Annotated in this window: 5 protein-coding genes; 3 read left to right on the top strand and 2 right to left on the bottom strand. The window is 66.4% G+C overall.

The annotated features are described in order from the left end of the window. The 3 genes from purB to I5M_RS22445 form a co-directional block, all read left to right on the top strand. A partial coding sequence (gene purB / locus I5M_RS22455) for an adenylosuccinate lyase (protein ID WP_031337324.1) occupies positions 1-1,105 on the top strand: 1,105 nt, incomplete at its 5' end. Between the two features lie 238 nt (positions 1,106-1,343). Continuing rightward, the gene (locus I5M_RS22450; protein WP_022723454.1) at positions 1,344-1,763 is read left to right on the top strand and encodes a DUF1778 domain-containing protein; all 420 of its coding nucleotides are present in this window, start codon (positions 1,344-1,346) and stop codon (positions 1,761-1,763) included. Beyond that, entirely contained in the window at positions 1,748-2,257 is a 510-nt protein-coding gene (locus I5M_RS22445) for a GNAT family N-acetyltransferase (RefSeq protein ID WP_022723453.1), read from the top strand. The genes I5M_RS22450 and I5M_RS22445 overlap by 16 nt, the downstream gene beginning before the upstream one ends. Before the next feature lie 259 nt (positions 2,258-2,516). Here I5M_RS22445 and I5M_RS22440 read toward each other — a convergent pair whose 3' ends face one another. Together I5M_RS22440 and I5M_RS22435 are read right to left on the bottom strand one after the other, a co-directional pair. Beyond that, positions 2,517-3,359 (bottom strand): FTR1 family protein, encoded by an 843-nt coding sequence (locus I5M_RS22440; protein WP_022723452.1) that lies wholly within the window; start codon positions 3,357-3,359, stop codon positions 2,517-2,519. A gap of 31 nt (positions 3,360-3,390) precedes the next feature. Then, positions 3,391-3,711: cupredoxin domain-containing protein (locus I5M_RS22435; protein WP_022723451.1), on the bottom strand; the 321-nt coding region annotated here is incomplete at its 5' end.

Raw genomic sequence — 3,711 nt, 5'->3', positions numbered from 1 at the left:
GGTGAAGCACGACGTCATCGCCTTCCTGACGCATCTGGCCGAGTTTGTCGGACCCTATGCGCGCTTCGTCCACCAGGGCATGACCTCGTCGGACGTGCTCGACACCTGCTTCAACGTCCAGCTCGTGCGCGCCGCCGATATCCTCTTGGCTGATCTCGACCGCGTGCTGGCGGCGCTAAAGGCGCGCGCCTTCGAACACAAGATGACGCCGTCGATCGGCCGCTCGCACGGCATCCATGCCGAGCCGGTGACGTTCGGGCTGAAGATGGCCTACGCCTACGCCGAATTCTCGCGCGCCAAGGAACGCCTGATCGCCGCCCGCAAGGAAGTCGCGACCTGCGCGATCTCGGGCTCGGTCGGCACCTTCGCGCATATCGATCCGCGGGTCGAAGAGCACGTCGCCAAAGCGATGGGCCTCGCCGTCGAGCCGGTGTCGACGCAGGTGATCCCGCGCGACCGCCACGCGATGTACTTCGCGGTGCTCGGCGTCATCGCCTCGTCGATGGAACGCCTCGCCACCGAGATCCGGCATCTGCAGCGCACCGAAGTGCTCGAGGCCGAGGAATACTTCTCCGCGGGCCAGAAGGGCTCGTCGTCGATGCCGCACAAGCGCAATCCGGTGCTGACCGAGAACCTCACCGGCCTCGCCCGCATGGTGCGCGGCTACGTCAATCCGGCGATGGAAAACGTCGTGCTGTGGCACGAGCGCGATATCTCGCACTCCTCGGCCGAGCGCATGATCGCGCCCGACGCCACCGTGACGCTCGATTTCGCGCTAAATCGTCTGGCCGGCGTGATCGAGAAGCTGGTGGTTTATCCGGAGAACATGGAGAAGAACCTCGACCGCCTCGGCGGCCTGATCCACTCCCAGCGCCTGCTGACCGCGCTGACCCAGAAGGGCTGCTCGCGCGAGGAGAGCTACAAGCTGGTGCAGCGCAACGCCATGCCGGTGTGGCGCGGCGAAGGCGACTTCCTGACGCTGCTGAAGGCCGATCCGGACATGAAGAAGTACATGTCGGACGCCGAGATCGAAGAACAGTTCGACCTCGGCTATCACCTCAAGCACGTCGACACGATCTTCAAGCGGGTGTTCGGGGAGAGCTGAGGCGCTGCGCGCCGCGCACTCCGCGGCCTTTCTTGAGATGCCGTAGGGTGGGCAAAGGCGCGCAGCGCCGTGCCCACGCGGCGACCGCGATTGCGTAGTAGCTCGGCGCGTGGGCACGCTTCGCTTTGCCCACCCTACGTTTCTTCTCGTCATTCCGGGGCGCGCGGAGCGCGAACCCGGAATCTCTTCGCGCCACCAACGTCGGGATTCAGGGTTCGCCGCTGCGCGGCACCCCGGAATGACGGCGAAAGACGGCACCGGTCGGCCGCTCGCCGGTCAATTCTGTATTGACATTGTACATACGCGCGCCGATATTCTCGACATGATCGAGACTCGGCCATCCTCCTCAGACGAGACGGATACGAGCGTAGCCGACCGCAGAGCCGCGTCCGACGTCAAGGGCAGCATCAACCTTCGGATCGGGGCCGATACGCGCCAGTTGATCGACGAGGCCGCGGCGATCCTTGGCAAGACCCGCACCGAATTCATGATCGACAGCGCCCGCCGCGAGGCGATCGACGTGCTGCTCGACCAGCGGCTCTTCGTGCTCGACGCCGGCCGCTACGATGCCTTCATGCAGGCACTCGAAAACCCGCCCAAGCCCGGCCCTAAATTGCGATCGCTGCTTCGCCGGGTGCCGGCATGGCAAAAGCCGTAACGTCTTTTTCGGCGCCGGTTGCGCTGAGCACCGCACACGATCTGTCGTCCTTCGACTGCGGCGAGCCGGCGTTGAACGATTGGCTGCGCCATCGCGCACTGAAAAACGAGAGCCGATTTTCGCGAACCTACGTGCTGTGCGAGGACGAGCGCGTCGTCGCTTACTACTGCCTGTCGGCTGGAGCGGTCGAACGCGCGGCGGCCCCGGGCAAGGTTCGGCGCAATGCCCCGGACAGCATCCCCATCTCCATCATAGGACGGCTGGCGGTCAGCCGCGATCACGCCGGCCGCGGCATCGGCGCCGATTTGCTCGCCGACGCGCTACGCCGAGTCGCGGTCGCCTCACAGAGCATCGGCATCGGTGCGGTGCTGGTGCAGGCCAAGAGCGAAGCGGCCAAGGCATTCTATCTGCGTTGCGCCGAGTTCATCGAATATCCAGCCGACAGCCGGACGCTGTTCCTGCCGATCGAAACGGTGATCGCGGCACTCGCTTAGTTCGTTACGGTCCGCGAGGGTGATCGCGGGGCACGCAGCGCGTGGGCACGCTTCGCTTTGCCCACCCTACGATCTGAGGCCGACGCCGACCTTTCCCCCGTCATTCCGGGGCGCTCGCTTCTGCGAGCGAACCCGGAATCCCGATGTTGTCGGAAGTGACAGGGTCGCAGAACGCTGCGAGATTCCGGGTTCGCCGCTGCGTGGCGCCCCGGAATGACGAACGAGAGGGTGTGGTGCCGGCCGCGTGGTGCGGTGGGCGTTAGTTCGCCCCAGCCCTCACCGCATTCGCCGGCCGCTTCGCCGGCGCGGCGAACAGCTTCATCAGTACGAAGGTCACCACCAGCACCGCCGCATAAACCGCGAGCTGCATCCCCGTCGGCTGGTCGGTGTAGCCGATCAGCGTGTGCAGGGCCTGGCCGAGGACACCGGAATCGCTGAGCAGCCAGCCGGAATCCCAGACCGTCTCATTGAGCGCCGTCACCGCGTTGGCTTGCTGCAGAAACGCCACCGCTTGCGACGCCATGCCGGCAGCGAGCAGAGCGATCAGCACGGTGGTTACGGCGAACAGCGTCTTCATTGGAATGCGGACGAGGCCCAGATACGTCGCGGCGCACAACGCGCCGCCGAGCGCCAGGCCAGCGACGCCGCCCAGCGCGACCTCCCAGGCCGTGCCGCCGTCGGCGGCGAGGACGCCGTAGAGGAACAGCACGACCTCGCTGCCCTCGCGCAGCACGGCGACTGCGACGACAACGGCCAGCGCCAGCAGCGACTGGGTGCCATCGACCACCGCCTGACCGGCGGCGCGCAGGTCGCCGGCCAGCTCGGCGCCGTGGCGCGCCATCCAGACATTGTGCCAGGTCAGCATGACGACGGCGATCGACAGGATCGCGGCGTTGAACAGCTCCTGCCCCATGCCGGCAAACAGCTTGGAGATTGCCCCGGCAAAGGCCGCGACCAGGCAGGAGCCGACGATCCCGGCGGCGACACCGCCGCCGATGAACAGATTGCGGCCGGGCACGGTGCGCGTCACCGCCAGCACGATGCCGACGATCAGGCCGGCCTCGAACACCTCGCGGAACACGATGATCAGCGCGGCCAGCATGGCGGCTCCCCTTTCCGGACCGGCGCGCGGCCTATTTGACGACCAGGGTGCCCTTGGCGACGTCCTCGTTATATTCGTCGACGAAGCTGTAGCTGCCCGGCTTCTGCGGCCGGACGTTGATCACCGCCTCAGTGCCGGCGGCGATCACCTTCTCGACCTTCAGCTTCTTGCTCTCGAATTCCATCGCGGCGCCGCTGTCGTTCTTGACCTTGAAGACGATCGGCGTGTTCGCCGGCGCGCTCACCTCGGCGGGGGTGAACTTCTTGTCCTTGTAGCTGAGGCTGATCTCGGTCGCCTGCTCGGCCTGGGCGGCGAGCGGCGCCAGAATCACGGCGGCGAGGAGCGGCAAGCG

The organism is Rhodopseudomonas sp. B29 (genome assembly GCF_000333455.1).
In the GTDB taxonomy this organism is placed as follows: domain Bacteria; phylum Pseudomonadota; class Alphaproteobacteria; order Rhizobiales; family Xanthobacteraceae; genus Rhodopseudomonas.
Note: the sequence above shows the minus strand (reverse complement) of the source record. Positions and strands in the feature narration are given on the sequence as shown.

Coding starts and splice junctions, on each gene's coding strand:
- I5M_RS22450 (WP_022723454.1), top strand. CDS start 1,344: ATGACGGCGAAAGACGGCACCGGTCGGCCGCTCGCCGGTCAATTCTGT.
- I5M_RS22445 (WP_022723453.1), top strand. CDS start 1,748: ATGGCAAAAGCCGTAACGTCTTTTTCGGCGCCGGTTGCGCTGAGCACC.
- I5M_RS22440 (WP_022723452.1), bottom strand. CDS start 3,359: ATGCTGGCCGCGCTGATCATCGTGTTCCGCGAGGTGTTCGAGGCCGGC.